Genomic DNA, 16,011 nt, shown 5'->3' on the forward strand with positions numbered 1-16,011 from the left:
ATCATTTTGACGAAATGAGAAGAACCCTGATTACGCCCATACTGTTGAGCTTTTTCGCAACATCCGTACTCGTCGTCACATACACCGTATTTATATCAACTTTACTTGGTACTGTCTCAACACTTTGAGCGTTTTTATCATTTTTCAGAACAAAATCGGCATCTTCTTTCTTAACATTCACTATCGTAGGTTTACCTTTGTAGTTGTCCTCTTTTTTTGAGTACTCTTCGAAGCTTCCTTTATAGTTATCATCGACAACTTTGACAATAAATCGCAGTGCTTTGAGAAAATCCGGAGCAGGCATGAAACCAGGAACTTGCGTTACTTGTCCTTGATCTTTTATAAACACAAACGTTGGTGTACCCCTAACACCAAATGCACCAAAGAGTTGGTCATTCGTATAAGTTTTTCCCAAAAAAGTAGTTTTGTAGGAGCCCGGCTCTATTTTTACATATACATAATTCCCTCTTAGAAATTCTTGAACATCTTTGTTTGAAAGGACCTCACTTTCAAACCGTCTGCAGTAATAGCATGTCGGTGAAGAAAAATTGACCAAGAGCAGTTTCTTTTCTATCTGTGATACTTTATGAGATATACCCAAATCCGTAAATGTGTATTCATAGCCAAAGCTAAGTGTTGTAATCAGAACAAGAAGCATGGAAAGAAGTCTAATTAGGTTCCTCATTTTCATCATTCCTTTCCAATCTTAAGATTTCGCACTTTGAATTTTTTCATAAACAACCTTGAGAAAAACCTAAGGATCGGACAACTGAACTTCATACATTCTCACCTCTCCAGATTCCAAATTTCTTTATTGTGAAAAATAACACGGAAGGCTTTCGCCTTCCGTATTACACCCAATTCTTAGCTAATTCCAAGGATTCTGTCGATTCTTGCTTTGTCAAATCCAACGATGATTTGATTACCTATCTCGATAACTGGAACACCCATCTGTCCGGATTTTCTAATCATCTCTTCCGCACCTTTTCTGTCTTTCGATACATCTACTTCAGTAAATGGTATTCCAAGCTGTCTGAAGTACTCTTTTGCCCTTCTGCACCACGGACAGGTTGGCGTTGTATAGATTTTAACTTTGACATGTGCCATACTCTCACCTCCATTGTTTCACATTTTTTATTTTTATGATATTAGAAGTATTTCTTTGCAGCGTGTTCGACGGCTATAGCACCGTCTGCTGCTGCGGTGACTATTTGTCTCAAATTCTTGATCCTGATGTCACCAACTGCGTAGATTCCTGGTACGTTCGTTTCCATATTCTCATCAGTGATTATGTATCCGTAGTCGTTCATATCAACAAGACCTTTGAATATTTGCGTTTGTGGAACTAATCCAACGTATATGAACACACCTTCTGCTTTTATAACCTGTTCTTCTTTCGTATCGTTGTTTACTATAACGACCTCTTCAACCTTGCTTGTTCCTCTAATCTCTTTCACAATGTGATTTGTGATAACCTTAATTTTTGGATTATTGAGCACCCTCTCTTGTAAGACCTTCGCCGCTGTTAAATACGGTAAATTCTGAACCATGGTGATGCTTTTAACAATCTTTGAAAGGAAGTGCGATTCATCGCAAGCGCTATCTCCGCCACCTACAACTACTACATCCTTATCTTTGAAAAGATAACCATCACAAGCAGCGCAGTAGGTGACTCCTCTACCTCTGAACTCTGCTTCGCCAGGTACGCCAAGTTTCCTTGGTTCTGTACCAGTGGCAAGAATTACAACCTTGGCTTTTACTTTATTTCCGTCGTCAAGTTCAACAACTTTGTAATCACCTTCAACATACACTTTTTGTGCAAAAGCATAGTGGAACTCCGCCCCAAAATGCTTTGCATGGTCGGCAAATTTTTGTCCTAAAGCTTGCCCTTCAATACTTATCTCACCAGGCCAGTTTTCAACAACATGTGTTTGAGTAACCGCACCACCTTCGATGGCCTTTTCTATAACGAGAGCTGTTAAACCAGCCCTTCTTGCGTAAATAGCAGCCGTAAGTCCTGCTGGACCACCACCTATAATTGCTATGTCGTAATATTCCTTTAGATTTCCACCAAAGCTTCCCATGTCGAATTCAAATCCGCTCATACAAACACCTCCAATGTAAAATTATTCGCTTTTTTAAAAACTCAGGGCACAAGTGATTGTGCCCTGAAGTAGTAAGATTCTCTTCTAAAATTCTAACGTTCGATTAGTCTTTACTTACTCTGCAAGGTCAAGAACTTGCTGTAAGAACTGCGGTTCCGGATATGCACCTATAAAGAACTTGTCTGGATTTCTGTTGATCGCTATATGCGGTACTGACGAAACTCCAAACTGCTCACTCAGGTCAAAGAATTCGTTGGCTTCTATAACTTCTGCCGTTACCATATCACTTGCAAGAGCCATGTTAAATGCTGTAAGTGCAGCCCTTGGACAGTATGGACACGTTGGCGTTACAAAAACACTTATCTTCACTGGCTTATCAAGATTCTTAAGTGTTTCGACTGTCGATGGTGAGAGCTGTGGCGTTGCATTGTTTCCAAAAGTCGTCATGATTTGAATAAGCGTTCCAAACTCATGTCCTGACGGTATACCGTAGAATCTAACGCCTCTATCTTTGCCATCTTCAAGTGTCACAATAAGTGCTGGAACAAATTCAACGTTGTATTCCTTTGCTTTCTCACTATCTTTGTGGTATTTTTCTACCGTTATCTTATCTGAAAGTTCTTTTACTTCGTCCAACAGTTGACTTTCCAAGTCGCAGTACTCGCAGTCTTCTCCATGGAAGAAAATCAGCTTAACACCATTCTTGAGTTCCTTAGCAAATAGGTCCTGTAAATACTTTCTGTCTTTTTCTTGTAATAATCCCATCTAAAAACACCTCCACTTTTACTTTGCGCTCTTATTATACACCATTAATACCAAGTTAGGATTAACTAATTGTAAAAAGTAGACAAAATTTGTCTACATTTATGATACCATACATTTTTTACTTGTCAACTATCCTTTCAACCACTCAATAACAGCTTTGGTAACTTCTTCCTTTTCTACATCATTGCTAAGAACATGACCAGATTTTTCAAAAATGAGCAATTTCCTTTTTTCAGACCTGATGTTCTTGTATATAAACTCAGCTGCTGACAAAGGAACCGTGTTATCGTTCCTTGCAGCTACAACAAGAGTATCACTTGTAATCTCTGAAACTTTCTTTCTTGCTTCTTTCATAAGTCTGTACAGCTCAGCAGCCTGCTTAGGCCAGTTATACGACCAATACTCGTTTTTCAAATACTGCAACTCCGGATCATCATAACGTTCGTCATTCTGCCTAATCATTTTTTTCTTAAAGAGAGCTAATAGCGGTGTCAAAGCGATTCTGTTATCAAATACGTGTGTTGCTGCTGCAAGAGTCACCAGTTTTTTAGGTTTCAGGTTGGCTGCCATGATGAGTGCGATAACTCCACCCATCGATAGACCCACTATATAGACTCCTTTGCACAGACCTTGAAGGTCGTAGTAAGCATCGTAAGCTCTTCTAAGCCAGTCATGCCGCGTTGTTGTTAGGAAGTCTTCTCCACAAGTTCCATGTCCTGGCAATCTTGGAACAGAGACGGTGAAACCGGCTTTATTTATTTCGCCCGCCATATACTCGAAATCATGAGGCGAGCCGGTGAAACCGTGGACCAATAGAACTCCTGTTTCCCCTCCATGAAGAAATATGGGCAAGGATTTTCTTACTGTACGACAGTTAACGAATTCCATGACAATCCCCCTATCTTTGCTTTGGTGGTCGTATTTTGTTAGACCGTTCTGATTATACCACACAACGTTAAGTTTTTCATTGCCCGTTCTTAGATTTTACAAAAAGTGTTGAAATCAAAAACGCCGTAAACAAGAATAACACTATCGTCGGACCAGGTGGCAAATCAAAGTAGTAAGCGGTTACAAACCCCAATAAGGAGAGCATAAAGTTGAATACTACTGACCGAAGTATTGCAGAAGTCAGTGACTTAGCATAGTTCTTAGAAAACGCACCTGGAAGCACTAAGAAAGCTCCCATGACAATTACACCAGCAAGCTTTAGAGCTGCAACCACAACAGTTGAGACAAGGACAAGTACAATGAATCTTACAATATTGGTTTTTATTCCGTAGAATTTAGCCATTGTCTCATCGGCAAGCCAGTAAGAAATCTCATAGTGTTTCCACAGTAAAATCAGAATGGAAAACACAAGCACCGCAGCGATGAAGTAGATATCATGTTTTGAAATAAGCAAGATATTCCCAAAAAGATAAGACGTCACATCAGTTGTGTAGCGCTCAGACTTTGAGAATAATATTACACCTAAAGACATAAAGACCGGTAGTAGCATTCCAATTGCGGTGCTTTCCGCAATTTGTGTATCGTTGCTCAAAACATATACAAGGTATGCGAAGAGCAGAGTCGCAAGAACGGAACCGAGTAATATGTTGAAATTGAATATGACAGCAAATGCTACACCAGCAAAAATCGCATGCGCCAGACCGTCACCTATAAATTCTAACCTTTTGTACACTATAACAGGAGAAACCATACCTGTCACAAACGCAATCAGCACATTTGCAATCAAGGCATCTCTTAGAAATTCGTAATTAAGCAAATCAGTTATAAAAGCCATTATCTCACGTCCTATCTCTAGTCAGGTGTCTTATGAGAATTGCTATTTTCATGTGTATGCTCTATCTCGTAGTGCGAGTGTGCCCGTATCCAGATATCGAACTCGCCAAAGAGTTTTTTAACATCCTCTGGTCTGATTTCTCGTGTTGGTCCATGACAATGTAAAGTTTTGTTGAGGCACATGACCGTTTTGCACTTTTCGAAAACCATACCTATGTCATGACTCACCATCAGTATTGTAATTCCCCATTTTTCGTTCATTTCGTAGAGTAAATCGTAAAATCGGGCCTTCCCCATTTCGTCTACACCTGACTCAGGTTCATCGAGTATAACGATATCTGGTTTTGACACAATCGCCCTTGCCAAAGATACCCTTTGATACTGACCCCCGGAGAGTGTACCAACGAGTCTTTCTCCAAAGCCCTCCAAACCAACTTTAGTCAGTGCTTCATCGACCAACTTTCTCCAGTTCTTTTCTTTTCTAATGGAAACTCTAACGAAATCGTATACACTGATGGGAAACTCTCTGTTGAATGACGAAAGTTGAGGTACGTAGCCAACCTTTCCATTTAATACAATCTCGCCTTCGTAGGGTATCATTCCCAAGAGTGCCTTTATCAAAGTAGACTTTCCGGCACCGTTGGGACCAATTATTCCAACAAAATCTTTCTTAAATACTTTGAAACTCACGTTCCTTAAGACCTCAATTTGCCCGTACCTAACGGAAAGGTTCCTTACAGTAATCACCGATTCAAGGTTTCGTTCAGCTATACTATTTACCATATGCTGCCTCCCGTATTGACTTGTACGCGTTTTCAAAAAGCTCTGTTACTGTCTTAACGTTGTATCCAAGTGGATCAAGAATTTTGAAATCCCTTCCCAGTTCCTTAGCCACAACTTTTATCGATTCCGTTTTAAACTGAGGCCCAACAAAGATTCCCAATAAGTTGCCCTTCTTAGCTTGCGCAATGATATTCTTGATATGCTGTGCAGATGGCTCTTTACCATGTCCTTCCTCAACAGCCAGAACTTTTACGTTGTACTTTTTGAAGAAATAAAGATAAGACGGATGTTCCAGAATGACGGTGAGCTCCTGTTTATTCTTTGATACATCGGCAAATAGTTTGTCGAACTTCTGAGAAATTTCCTTGAGTGATACGATGATTTTATTCGCATTTTGCGAATAGATGCGAGCGTTTTGTGGATCAACCTTGACAAGTTCATCCCTTATTGCAGGAATTATGTAGTCTGTGAGAAAGTCTATAGAAAGCCATACGTGAGGGTTATACGTGATTTCGTTGTTTTCCGCGTGTTCATCATGCTCATCGCTTTTGGATAGATACTTTTTCGGTACCTTTTCACCGACAAATAAGACATTCTTGTAATTCTTCAGATAATTATTATCAAGTCCTAAACCGTTTGCAACGATTATGTCAGCATTTGATAGAGTCTTAACATCGCTAACCGTTGGATTAAAGACGTGTGGATTACTTCCTGGTTTTATAAGCAAGTTAACATCCACCTTGTCACCAACAATTTCTTTTACAATAAGATAGTATGGATTGATTGTTGCAACGATATTTACCGCATAGACCTGCATGAAAAAGACCAGTAATAAAACCGCTATTACGAATTTTCCCAATCTGCCTGAGAATTCCATACTTTCTACCTCCTACATAAAAATATGGTATAAATAATTTAGCTTAAAAAAATTGAGGGCAGGACAACTTATGTCACCTTGGCTTTTAAGCCATTTAAGGAGTCTGTTGCCTGCCTTTAACCATGATTAGTTGGTTGGGCTTTCAGCCCTCGTCAGCATGGAGGATTGGTTCAGCAGGCTCCCTGCCCTCATCATTCGAAAGGAGGATTTTTCATGGATAACTTCCCTGTTTTCGTCGGCATCGATGTTTCCAAGGATAAGTTCAACGTCTGCGCTATCTCTAATCCCAGTTCCATCATCTTCGAATCTTCTTTCGATATGTCCAAACAAGGGTTTTCCTCCTTCGCAAACAAACTCTCTGCCTTCCCAAAACAATCCATCATCATCGCTATGGAATCTACTGGCTGTTATCATCTCAACCTTCTGGCTTTCCTTTCTTCCAACGACTTTGCTTGCGCTGTTTTTAATCCTCTAACTGTTAAAAACTTTGCTTCTCTTCGAAAGACCAAAACCGACAAAATCGATGCTCGCATTATCGCTACTGCTTTGTTTTACCTACAACATCAAATTCCTTCTTCTGCTTTTGTCAACTCTGAGCTTCGTGATATTGTCAGAGCACGCGAAAACATTATCCACCGCATCGCAAAAGTTAAAGACAATATCGAAAAACTGCTCAACGTTCTTTTCCCTGAACTCGAAAGAGTTACCAATATCTACAGTGACACTATCCTCAATCTTCTTTCTCATTTCCCTTCTGCCAAGGCTATTCAAAAGGCTCGTAATCTGGATGTGTTCTTTTCCAAAGACCGTGGCAGAAGTACAAAACTTAATGCTCAAAAACTTAAAGAACTCGCTAATAACTCGATTGCTCAATATTGGCCGATGAAAGAAAAGATTCTTGTGCAAAATATCAAAGAACTACAATTTTTACAGCAACAGCTTGAAGAATACGACAAGATGATGAAAGAATATTGCGAATGTAGTGCGATAAACCTTGATATCGAGATACTCACGTCAATACCAGGTATTGGTGAAAACAGCGCGATGCATTTCTTGGCAGAAGTTGGAGATATCTCAAGATTTAGTACATACAAAAAACTCATTGCGTATTGTGGACTCGATCCAAGCATTGCCCAATCAGGCAAAAGCAAAGTAGAAGGACACATATCGAAAAGGGGCAATGCCCACCTAAGACGAATACTATGGCTAATGGCAGTGAGTGTAGTGATTCACAACGAATATTTCCGAACATACTATGAACGAAAAAGGCAGCAAGGTATACCGTACAAAAAAGCGATAATGTCAGTAGTACACAAGTTATTGCGAACGTTGTACGCAATGTTGAGAAAGAAAGAGAAGTTCAATATTGATTATGCTATCTCACACTCAAAACAAAAATTTAATTTTGCATAGTTGACTCCTTACGAGTTATGCATTCGCATTTTCTGTCTTATCTATTAAGCTATCTTGATAACACTTTTCACACAGTCCTGTGAAAAGCACGAAGTGTTCATAAACTTTGAAATTAAAATGTGTAGAGACGTATTTTTCATATTCTTCCATAAAGCATGTCTCAATGGGGTAAAGCTTCCCGCACTGAACACAGCGGAAAAAGTGCCTGTGGGATTCTGAAGAATAATAATAAGTACATTCGTCCAACGAGAAGCGCTTCAAATAACCGTTTTGGTAGAGATATTCGAGTGCGCGATAAATTGTCGTTAAACTCATTTCCTTTAACCGATTACTGACTTCGTACGCGGTCAGCGGGACAGCTGAGTTCAGTATTTCCTTGTAGACAAGCTCCCTATTCTTTGTCATCCTCATTTTTCCTACCTCCAATCTTCAAAAATTGAATCACACAATGGATGGTTAGCCAGATTTTTTGCAAATGATTTTCATTTTCATATTAAATATACCACTCCGTTTCAAAAAGTCAAGAGCGACTAATCATCTTTGATTTTCAAGTCAAGACTACTATAGACACTTTGGAAATGCATATTTTAAAAATTTCATTCCAAACTACTTGACACCTAAAATCCCTTGTGGTATTATGTTTAACGGCACGTCTAACAAAAGACGCCACAAAGGTGACCTGGTAGCTCAGCAGGTAGAGCACCTGACTTTTAATCAGGGGGTCGCGGGTTCGAATCCCGCCCGGGTCACCAGAGATAGGTGCGAGAGTGGCGGAATTGGCAGACGCGCTGGACTTAGAATCCAGTGGGACTGATAATCCCGTGAGGGTTCAAATCCCTCCTCTCGCACCAAAAGGAAAGTTATCGAGCGGGTGTAGCTCAGCGGTAGAGCACTTGCTTGCCAAGCAAGGGGTCGCGGGTTCGAAACCCGTCACCCGCTCCAGAAAAGCGAAGCGTGCGAGCGCACATGCGCTCGTTTTTTATCGAATGATATACTTCAGAGGTTTCGTTTATCATATTAAAAACGAGTATGGATCTTGACGAAAGTTTAGTTGTGTGGTATAATATTTACTGGCTAAAGTAAAAAATTGATGCCGAGGTGGCGGAATTGGCAGACGCACATGGTTGAGGGCCATGCGGTCATTGGGACCGTGCGGGTTCAAATCCCGCCCTCGGCACCAACTTCAGTAAAACGCCCTTTAAAGGGCGTTGTTTTTTCGGTAATCATGTGCAAGGAATTTTGAACGAAATTAAGAAATGAAAAGTCTAAACATATGGAAAAGCGATAAGGAAACTTTTTAAAACTCAAAGGGGGCGAACGGTCTCGACGGGGGTAAGCCCTCTTTGGAAGCGAGCCGAGGTTGCCTGCCGTCCTCGTTAAAAAACGGCAGGGAAAAAGATAAGTGCCAACGAATACGTTCCTCTCGCTGCCTAATTAACAGGTAGCCGTCCACTACGAGGTTTGGCCAGCGCCTCGTAGCTGGGCGTGACCCAGCTGGCCAGGTAGCTCACCATGCGCCTCACGTGGTGAACTACCTTACCTAGTGAGGCTAGTCAATCAGTAGCCTGTCTGTGGGCGACTGGTTGACGAGAACCAAAACACAGACTGCGCTCGGAGATGCCAAAGAGGGTTTACTTTCGGACGCGGGTTCGATTCCCGCCGCCTCCACCAGATTAAAAAGTAGAGAAATCAAAAAGGCCCTGATTTATCAGGGCTTTTTTGATTTTATAAGCTGATAAGCAAATACCAGAAAATGATTAGATGTGTTGCATTTTGTGATTTCAAGCGTTAACATAGATAGGAGAGAATCTAAGAATAGCTAACCGTGAAGAGGCTTTCAATGAGGAGGAGCTTGCAATGGCACAAAAAGTCAACATTGAAGAGCTTTTGAAATCGATGACACTAAAAGAAAAGATAGGGCAGCTAACGCAGTTGGCACCGTTTTTCTTTAAAGACAGTGCAAAAGGAATAGTAACAGGTCCTATGGAAGCTTTGGGTATTAAGGATTCAGATATTTGGAACGCTGGCTCTGTCTTAGGAACGGCTGGTGCAGAAGAAACATTCGAGATACAGAAATTGTACTTGGAGAGGAATGAGAAGAAAATCCCTCTGATGTTCATGGCAGATATAATTCACGGGTACAGAACGATTTTTCCAATTCCTCTTGCTTTGGGATGCACATGGGATGAGAATTTGGTTGAAAAGGTTGCAAGGGTGTCTGCAATTGAGGCCTCTGCTGGTGGTGTTCACGTTACTTTTTCCCCTATGGTCGACCTTGTCAGAGACCCAAGATGGGGACGAGTGATGGAATCGACGGGCGAAGATCCTTACTTGAATAGCGTCATGGCACGTGCTTTTGTAAGGGGTTACCAAGGCGGTGACATTTCAAAAGAGGGAAATATCGCATCGTGTGTAAAACATTTTGCTGCTTATGGTGCAGTAGAAGGTGGAAGGGAATACAATACTGTCGATGTCTCTGAAAGGATGCTCAGAGAATTCTATTTGCCATCGTATAAGGCGGCCATAGATGAAGGCTGTAAAATGGTTATGACTTCATTTAACATCGTCAACAGCATCCCTTCGTCCGGTAACAAGTGGCTCCTCAGAGGAATATTAAGAGGCGAGTGGGGATTCGATGGCGTAACTATATCCGACTGGGGTGCTATAAAGGAATTGATTCCCCATGGTGTTGCGGAAGATGAGAAAGAAGCTGCGAGGAAGGCTATACAAGCTGGTGTTGACATCGACATGATGTCTGGATGCTATGCCAAACACTTGGAGGAACTAGTAGAGGAAGGACAGGTTGACATTAAACTCATCGATGAGGCAGTTTACAGAGTGCTGAAGTTAAAAGAAGAGCTCGGCTTGTTTGAAAATCCATTCAAAGGTGTGGACAAGGAAAAAGAAAAGAGAGTTGTGTTGTGCGAAGAACATAGAAGGATAGCCCGTGAAGTTGCAGCAGCGTCTATTGTTTTGTTAAAAAACGAAAATGTATTGCCATTCAACAAAGACATAAAGAAATTGGCCATAATAGGTCCTTATGCCGATGAGCATGCGATACTCGGTCCTTGGTCTTGGCAAGGAAGATGGGAAGAAACAGTCTCTCTAAAAGAGGGAATAATCAACAAGATAGGTGAAAGTAAAGTGTTAGTCGAAAAGGGTTGTGAGACAGAAGGAGAAAGCGATGCGCAATATAAAGAATCTCTTAAGAAAGCTTTAAAGGCAGCAAGTGAAGCAGACGCAGTGATATTAGCCCTTGGTGAGCACTACGATATGAGTGGAGAAGCAAGGAGCAGAGCGTTTATAACACTGCCGGGTAGACAAGAAGATTTGGCAAGGGAAATCATAAAGCTTGGAAAACCAACGGTTGTTATACTTTTCAATGGAAGACCTTTAGAAATCAGAGAATTATATAAAATTGCACCTGCAGTGCTTGAAGCATGGTTCCCCGGCACTGAGGGTGGTAACGCAATTGCCGATGTTCTTTTCGCTGATAAAATCCCTTCAGCAAAACTGACCATGAGCTTCCCCTATACGGTCGGTCAAATACCTGTGTACTACAATCACTTCAATACAGGTAGACCAAAACCGAGTGAAGATAGTAATGAAAGATTCTGTTCTCATTACGTCGATATTCCAAACGCTCCTTTATTACCCTTCGGTTTTGGACTGAGTTATACGCAATTCGAATATTCCAAAATTGAATTAGATAAAAACATACTACATGCAAATAATTCCATTAAGGCAGCAGTAAAAGTCAAGAATGTTGGAAAGTATCCTGGAGACGAAATTGTCCAATTATATATACGTGACTTAACTGCAAGTGTAGTTAGACCCGTTAAAGAACTGAAAGGGTTCAAGAAAATACATTTAGAGGTCGGAGAAGAAAAAGAAGTTGTTTTTGAAATAAACGAAAGTATGCTCAGATTCTATAATGAAAACATGGAATACGTTTCGGAAAAAGGTAAATTCTTGCTCATGATAGGGTCAAATTCACGTGATTTGCAGACGGTAGAATTCGAGTACAGATAACATCTTCTCGGTATCAAAATTAGGTCGTCTTGGAGGTGCCGAAATGATGCATCGAACCAGACCTCGTCCAAAGAACATTGAATTTGAGATAACTACTGCCTGTAACTACAGATGTCTGCACTGCTATTGTAACGCTGGAAGTAGGTCAAGGTACGAGTTATTAACAGAGCAGATAAAATCAGTCATAGACCAGCTTGTTGAAGCTGACGCTGAGCTGCTTGATATAGTCGGTGGTGAACCGCTTGTGCGCTCAGATATTTATGAAATACTCTCCTACGGTCACGAAAAGGGTCTGCAAATGATGATGAACACGAACGCATCTTTGGTAACGAAAGAAGTTGCGAAAAAACTCAAAAGCGTTTGCCCAGATTTATTAATTGGCGTTTCCGTTGATGGCCCAACTCCAGATGTGCATGAAGCAGTGAGAGGCAAAGGAACGTTTGAAAAAACCATGAATGGCCTAAGAAACCTCCTTGATGAAGGTTTTGATGTTACAATACTTTTCGTCGTAAACGCATTAAATTACAAATATATCGACGATATGTTAGAGCTGGCAGCATCTTTGGGCACGCACTTGTACGTTGATCGCTTTGTACCAGTGGGGAGAGGATTGTTACACAAAGGCCTGCTTACGCCCACAAGTGAGCAGATAGAATCTGTTGCAAGGAAGCTTGAAGCTTACGAAGGACCAGTAACATTATTCATTGAAGAGAATATTTCTGGCGGTGAGTGTACGGCTGGCAGGACCCACGCTTCTATACTGGTTGACGGAACGGTTGTCCCATGTGGGCACTTCAGGTACAATCCTGAATTCTACATGGGAAATGTGAATGAAAAACCATTTAAAGAAATTTGGTATAGCTATAATCCTGACGTTCTTGTTCCAGAAAAATGTACAATCTGTCCGCTATATAAAACAAGTTGTAATGCAGGTTGCCTTGCGTATTCTCATTTGATTTACAAAGACACCGATAAACTCGTTTGTAAAACGTACTAGAGTTATTGAAAAATTTGGCTAAAAGGTCAAAAATGAAGGCTCCGGCAACAACCGGAGCCTTTTGTATAAGCTTCTCAATTTCCAACTATCTGACTGGTTTATCTTTAGTCACTTCTTCAAGTGCAAGTAGCCTTTCGTACCTTGTATTAACGTATTCTTGGAGTTCGTCGATGATTTCTTGAGCATCTGGCCTGGAAAGTAATGGTTTGAATCTGCCTTGCGATTTGATGTATTCGGCCACTGGTTTTGGATTCGTTACCTTCTTTGTTACACGGTAGACTCCTCTTTCTACTTCGTAAAGTGGCCAGTAAAGTGTTTCGATTGCGAGTTTACTTACTTCGACTGACTTGTCGTCAGCAACGCGCCAGAACCTTACACATGGTGAGTAGGCAGCAATGAACGATGGTCCGTCGAATTCAAGTGCTTTTTCTATTTTCTTCATGAAATCCATGGGCTCTGCAATAGATACCGTCGCAACGTACACGTTTTCGTGAGCTGCCATTATTTCAACGATGTTCTTTTTAAGTTGTAGCTTTCCAGGGAGCTTCTTCCCAACGGGAGCCGTTGTTGTATCAGAACCCGGAGGTGTTGCACCAGACCTTTGGTTACCGGTGTTCATGTATCCCTCGTTGTCGTAAACAATGTATATGAACTTGTGGCCTCTTTCAACAGCACCGGAGAGTGACTGCAATCCGATATCGTACGTTCCGCCGTCACCACCAAAGGCGAAGAATGCATATTTCTTATCCTTGTCGAGTTCTCCTTTTTTTAGCAAAGCCCTGTACGCGGTCTCAACACCGCTTATCGTAGCAGCAACGTTTTCAAATGCGTTGTGAATGTAAGGAATGTTCCAAGATGTGTAAGGATAAATTGTCGTTGAGACTTCCAAACAACCGGTTGCAAGACCAATAACGGGTTCATAACCTTTTGCGATTGCTGTCATGAGTGCGAATCTGACTACGTTTGGTGCAGCACAACCCGGACACATTCTGTGTCCCTGAGTCATTCCAGGGTTCTTGTCGTGGAACAACTTCGCAAGTTCTATAGCATTTAGTGGCATCTATTACACCTCCTTATTCTCTCAATCCAAGGTATCTTTCTTCATCGGCGATAAGATTGCCTTTGAAGGCATCTTCGAATGCTTGTCTAATGTGTTCTGGTGTTATATCCCTACCACCGAGACCATAGACATAACTACCCATTTGAGGTCTTAGTGCTACCTCATAGAGTGCAGATTTGACTGCCTCATAAAGTGGAGCTTCCGCACCGAATGATGCTGCCCTATCAAGTACGATAACACCTTTTCTTGCGTTAAGTATTCTCTGTAGCTCGGCTTTAACAAACGGTCTGAATACCCAGGGTTTGACCAAGCCAACCTTCTTACCTTCGGCTCTGAGTTCGTTGATCGTATGTTTAATCGTTCCAGCCGTAGAGCCAAGTGCAACCATTATGTATTCTGCATCGTCAACCATGTATTCATCGAACAAGTCGTACTTTCTCCCTGAAATCTTCGCAAACTCTTCTGCTACTTCTTTGAATACCTTCGGAACATGCTTCATCGCTTCGATTTGCTGTCTTTTGTGTTCAAAGTAGTAATCGTAAAGGTCAAGGGGACCGTAAGTTACGGGTTTAGATGTATCGAGTAATGGGTACATCTTTATTGGCTTTCCGACAAAGTTCTTTACAACTTCATCATCGAGTGTTTCAACTACTTCAACACCATGTGAGATAATGAATCCGTCGAAATTGACCATTACCGGCAGCCTTACATCTGGATGCTCCGCAATTCTGTATGCCATAACGGTAAAGTCGTAGGCTTCCTGAGCGTTCTCCGCCCACAGTTGAATCCAACCGCTATCTCTTTCAGCCATTGCATCGCTGTGGTCACAGTGGATGTTGATAGGACCTGAGAGTGCCCTGTTGGCAACTGCCATTACTATCGGCAGCCTCAAGGATGCTGCGATAAAGACCACTTCGTGCATAAGCGCAAGACCAACGGAAGCGGTTGCTGTAAACGCTCTTGCACCTGCAGCAGCTGCACCAACAACAGCACTCATTGCAGAGTGTTCGCTTTCAACAGGAATCATTTCCGTATCGACAACACCATCGGCTACGTATTTTGCAAAATATTCAACAACAGGTGTTTGCGGTGTGATCGGATATGCCGCAACGACATCTGGATTTATCTGTTTCATCGCGTAAGCTATCGCTTCCGCACCCGTAATTGCTTGTTTTAAAGGCATTTTCGCACCTCCTTACTCTTCCGCAAAGTCTGTTTCTGGCTTCATTACTATAGCTCTCTTGTCTTCTGGAGCTGGCTGTTTCGTTTTCGGATCTATGCTCTTTGGACAGACATTTGCACAAAGGCCGCAACCTTTACAGTAGTAGTAGTTGTAACCTCTCATCTTCGGTTTCCCGTCAACAATCTCAACAACTATTGCTTGATCTGGACAATACAACCAGCACTGCATACAGTGTATACAGTTTTCTGCTTGATAAACAGGTCTCATTACCCTCCATGTCCCTGTTTTGTAGGCTTTCGCGTTTCCTGGTTCAACTATCAAACCACCGATTGGTATTTCCTTCCATCCTTTGAGTTCAGGCACTGCAGGTCACCTCCTCGTATCCTCTGTGAAGCGCCCTTATGTTCTTATTGACAACTTCTTCACCGAACTTTTTAAGGAACATGTCCCTAATCTTGTCCTCTACGTATTTGAGATCTATGACACCCGTTACTCTTGCAATAGCGCCAAGCATGACAGTGTTTGGTGTTCCTCTGCCGAGTTCTTCAAGAGCGATATCTGTCGCTTTAACGACGCAGATCTTACCTTGGAATCCCGTTTTTGCTCTCACCCACTCCGTACTTCTTACAGTGTTAACGATAAGTATCGTTTCAGGGGTTGTCCCTGCCAATATATCAGGATTGCCCAAAAGTGTGTCATCGATAACAACAACAAGGTGAGGTTTCTCAACGGAGGAGTGAAGTAGAATAGGTTCGTCAGAGATTCTGTTGAAAGCTTTCATAGGAGCTCCTGTTCGTTCCGCACCGTATTCAGGAAATGCCTGTACATATTTTCCCATGTCAAGTGCGGCTTCTGCAAGCATCTGCGATGCACTTTTTGCACCTTGACCAGCTCGTCCATGCCATCTGATTTCAAATATCTTTGCTGGCACGTTCTTTACCTCCTTTCGAATTTAAGGGTTTAGGAACTGCAAACTTGCTAAAATATTCACATTTCAAAATTAAAGCTTTTCCA

Annotated in this window: 16 protein-coding genes, 4 tRNA genes and 1 other RNA gene; 8 read left to right on the top strand and 13 right to left on the bottom strand. The window is 41.6% G+C overall.

Going from position 1 to position 16,011, the window contains the following annotated elements:
• Window position 1: 1 nt before the first annotated feature.
• The 8 genes from CBS1_RS03360 to CBS1_RS03395 all read right to left on the bottom strand — a co-directional run bounded on the left by CBS1_RS03360 (window position 2) and on the right by CBS1_RS03395 (window position 6,312).
• Entirely contained in the window at window positions 2–685 is a 684-nt protein-coding gene (locus CBS1_RS03360) for a thioredoxin family protein (protein ID WP_090223166.1), read from the bottom strand.
• Window positions 686–864: 179 nt separating this feature from the next.
• Window positions 865–1,107, bottom strand: coding sequence for a glutaredoxin family protein (locus CBS1_RS03365; protein WP_014451717.1), 243 nt, complete (start codon window positions 1,105–1,107; stop codon window positions 865–867).
• Between the two features lie 41 nt (window positions 1,108–1,148).
• Complete coding sequence (gene trxB / locus CBS1_RS03370; protein ID WP_176759507.1) at window positions 1,149–2,105, bottom strand: thioredoxin-disulfide reductase; 957 nt, start codon at window positions 2,103–2,105, stop codon at window positions 1,149–1,151.
• Between the two features lie 114 nt (window positions 2,106–2,219).
• Window positions 2,220–2,870, bottom strand: coding sequence for a protein disulfide oxidoreductase (pdo, locus tag CBS1_RS03375; protein ID WP_090223157.1), 651 nt, complete (start codon window positions 2,868–2,870; stop codon window positions 2,220–2,222).
• Window positions 2,871–2,999: 129 nt separating this feature from the next.
• Entirely contained in the window at window positions 3,000–3,758 is a 759-nt protein-coding gene (locus CBS1_RS03380; protein WP_090223159.1) for an alpha/beta hydrolase, read from the bottom strand.
• A gap of 76 nt (window positions 3,759–3,834) precedes the next feature.
• Window positions 3,835–4,653 carry a metal ABC transporter permease gene (locus tag CBS1_RS03385; protein ID WP_090223160.1) on the bottom strand — a complete coding sequence of 273 codons (819 nt, stop codon included), beginning with the start codon at window positions 4,651–4,653 and terminating at the stop codon, window positions 3,835–3,837.
• A gap of 17 nt (window positions 4,654–4,670) precedes the next feature.
• Window positions 4,671–5,435, bottom strand: coding sequence for a metal ABC transporter ATP-binding protein (locus CBS1_RS03390; RefSeq protein WP_090223162.1), 765 nt, complete (start codon window positions 5,433–5,435; stop codon window positions 4,671–4,673).
• Window positions 5,425–6,312: a metal ABC transporter substrate-binding protein gene (locus CBS1_RS03395; protein ID WP_241685562.1), complete on the bottom strand. Its 888-nt coding sequence runs from the start codon at window positions 6,310–6,312 to the stop codon at window positions 5,425–5,427. Before CBS1_RS03395 ends, CBS1_RS03390 begins: the two co-directional genes overlap by 11 nt.
• Before the next feature lie 213 nt (window positions 6,313–6,525).
• Between CBS1_RS03395 and CBS1_RS03400 the strand changes: the two genes are divergently transcribed.
• A complete protein-coding gene (locus CBS1_RS03400; protein WP_241685563.1) occupies window positions 6,526–7,725 on the top strand; it encodes an IS110 family RNA-guided transposase in 1,200 nt (399 codons plus the stop codon).
• Between the two features lie 15 nt (window positions 7,726–7,740).
• Here CBS1_RS03400 and CBS1_RS03405 read toward each other — a convergent pair whose 3' ends face one another.
• Complete coding sequence (locus CBS1_RS03405) at window positions 7,741–8,136, bottom strand: Fur family transcriptional regulator (RefSeq protein WP_052107176.1); 396 nt, start codon at window positions 8,134–8,136, stop codon at window positions 7,741–7,743.
• Between the two features lie 265 nt (window positions 8,137–8,401).
• Between CBS1_RS03405 and CBS1_RS03410 the strand changes: the two genes are divergently transcribed.
• The 7 genes from CBS1_RS03410 (at window position 8,402) to CBS1_RS03440 (ending at window position 12,754) form a co-directional block, all read left to right on the top strand.
• A tRNA-Lys gene (locus CBS1_RS03410) sits at window positions 8,402–8,477 on the top strand.
• 9 nt (window positions 8,478–8,486) lie between these two features.
• Window positions 8,487–8,576, top strand: a tRNA-Leu gene (locus CBS1_RS03415).
• 16 nt (window positions 8,577–8,592) lie between these two features.
• Window positions 8,593–8,667: transfer RNA gene (locus tag CBS1_RS03420), tRNA-Gly, on the top strand.
• Between the two features lie 150 nt (window positions 8,668–8,817).
• A tRNA-Leu gene (locus CBS1_RS03425) sits at window positions 8,818–8,905 on the top strand.
• 129 nt (window positions 8,906–9,034) lie between these two features.
• Window positions 9,035–9,396: a transfer-messenger RNA gene (ssrA, locus tag CBS1_RS03430) on the top strand.
• Window positions 9,397–9,540: 144 nt separating this feature from the next.
• Entirely contained in the window at window positions 9,541–11,757 is a 2,217-nt protein-coding gene (gene bglX, locus CBS1_RS03435) for a beta-glucosidase BglX (RefSeq protein WP_256329732.1), read from the top strand.
• Window positions 11,758–11,800: 43 nt separating this feature from the next.
• Window positions 11,801–12,754 (top strand): radical SAM/SPASM domain-containing protein, encoded by a 954-nt coding sequence (locus CBS1_RS03440; protein ID WP_241685564.1) that lies wholly within the window; start codon window positions 11,801–11,803, stop codon window positions 12,752–12,754.
• A gap of 85 nt (window positions 12,755–12,839) precedes the next feature.
• Here the strand turns inward: CBS1_RS03440 and CBS1_RS03445 are convergent, their stop codons facing one another.
• Genes CBS1_RS03445 through CBS1_RS03460 form a run of 4 tightly spaced genes read right to left on the bottom strand, consistent with a single transcriptional unit; the run spans window position 12,840 to window position 15,928 of the window.
• On the bottom strand, window positions 12,840–13,814 hold the full coding sequence (locus tag CBS1_RS03445) for a thiamine pyrophosphate-dependent enzyme (RefSeq protein WP_033191869.1): 975 nt from the start codon (window positions 13,812–13,814) through the stop codon (window positions 12,840–12,842).
• A 13-nt stretch (window positions 13,815–13,827) separates the two neighbouring features.
• Entirely contained in the window at window positions 13,828–14,997 is a 1,170-nt protein-coding gene (gene porA / locus CBS1_RS03450; RefSeq protein ID WP_033191870.1) for a pyruvate synthase subunit PorA, read from the bottom strand.
• Window positions 14,998–15,009: 12 nt separating this feature from the next.
• Entirely contained in the window at window positions 15,010–15,360 is a 351-nt protein-coding gene (locus tag CBS1_RS03455; RefSeq protein WP_033191871.1) for a 4Fe-4S binding protein, read from the bottom strand.
• The gene (locus tag CBS1_RS03460) at window positions 15,353–15,928 is read right to left on the bottom strand and encodes a 2-oxoacid:acceptor oxidoreductase family protein (protein ID WP_090223328.1); all 576 of its coding nucleotides are present in this window, start codon (window positions 15,926–15,928) and stop codon (window positions 15,353–15,355) included. The genes CBS1_RS03455 and CBS1_RS03460 overlap by 8 nt, the downstream gene beginning before the upstream one ends.
• Between the last annotated feature and the right edge of the window lie 83 nt (window positions 15,929–16,011).

The organism is Fervidobacterium changbaicum (genome assembly GCF_004117075.1).
GTDB lineage: Bacteria > Thermotogota > Thermotogae > Thermotogales > Fervidobacteriaceae > Fervidobacterium > Fervidobacterium islandicum.